The following is a 1049-nucleotide window of genomic DNA, read 5'->3' on the forward strand; positions in this document are numbered from 1 at the left end:
CAACGTGTTTGTGTATGGAAAGTTGCGTGTTTGTGGGCGAGGATTTTCCGAAGGAAAATCGGAAGCCGGCAAACAAGCAACCAACTTTGTGCCAGCTAAAACTAGCAATTTTTTATACACGGTGTTGGGCTACGTTTTTTATTTGTTCATAATATTTTCCAAATCGCTTTTTTGTCCATTGTATAATTGGAAAAATTGAATTGGATTTTCAGCAATTTTTCTTATTTGAGTATAATGGTCATGATTAAGTCTATATACTTTTCCTTTTTTATCTACCGCAATATAGTTTCCGTCTTCCATGTTAAGTATTGGATAATACAGTTTTTCTTCATATTCTAATTCAAAAGAGTCATCTAGGTCAAGCATTGACAACTGATTTTTGCTCAACGATTCTAATATTTTCAGAATAATTTTTAAATCAGGATTTTCGATTTTGATATTTTCAGTTTTTATATCTCTTAATTCGATTGAATTAAAATCAAAAATTTTATGAAATTTTGTCGGATTATTGACAATTATTTTTTGAAGGTTCCCATGAGCAAATGTCATGGGCATTTCCACATATTCATCGTTTTGTTTCCGTTTAATATAAACTCCGAATAATTTGAAATGTTTCCTGTCTTCATTATGATATTTTTTATAAAAATCTGGTGGATAGCCATACATAATAGTAATACCTTCTGGTTTATGACTAAAAACAATTGAATAATATGAAGCATGTTCTTTAACAATATTTTTATAAGCTGAAAATTCCGCAGGCAATGATTCAGCTAATTTTTGCTGAAATTCTTTTATATTTTTTGTTGAAGTTTTAAAGTTAAAAATGCTCATTTTCAAATGTTGCCCAACGTGTTCGTGTATGGAAAGTTGCGTGTTTGGGGGCGAGGATTTTCCGAAGGAAAATCGGAAGCCAGCAAACGAGCAACAACCTTTGTGTTAGCTAAAACTAGCAATTTTTTATACACGGTGTTGGCAAATCGGTTTTTTATCCGAATAATAATTTTGCTCGTTCATTTCCAATTTTATTCAAATCCGATTCTGTTTGTTTA

General features: G+C 31.1%; 1 protein-coding gene. It reads right to left on the reverse strand.

All coding sequences use genetic code 11. The annotated features are described in order from the left end of the window. Positions 1 to 138 precede the first annotated feature (138 nt). On the reverse strand, positions 139 to 831 hold the full coding sequence (locus CDH49_RS13905; RefSeq protein WP_100616148.1) for a hypothetical protein: 693 nt from the start codon (positions 829 to 831) through the stop codon (positions 139 to 141). Positions 832 to 1049: the final 218 nt, after the last annotated feature.

The sequence above is a fragment of the Confluentibacter citreus genome (assembly GCF_002807055.1).
Lineage (GTDB): Bacteria > Bacteroidota > Bacteroidia > Flavobacteriales > Flavobacteriaceae > Confluentibacter > Confluentibacter citreus.

Excerpts from the sequence above, each read along its gene's own strand:
- CDH49_RS13905 (WP_100616148.1), bottom strand. The coding sequence starts at position 831 with ATGAGCATTTTTAACTTTAAAACTTCAACAAAAAATATAAAAGAATTT.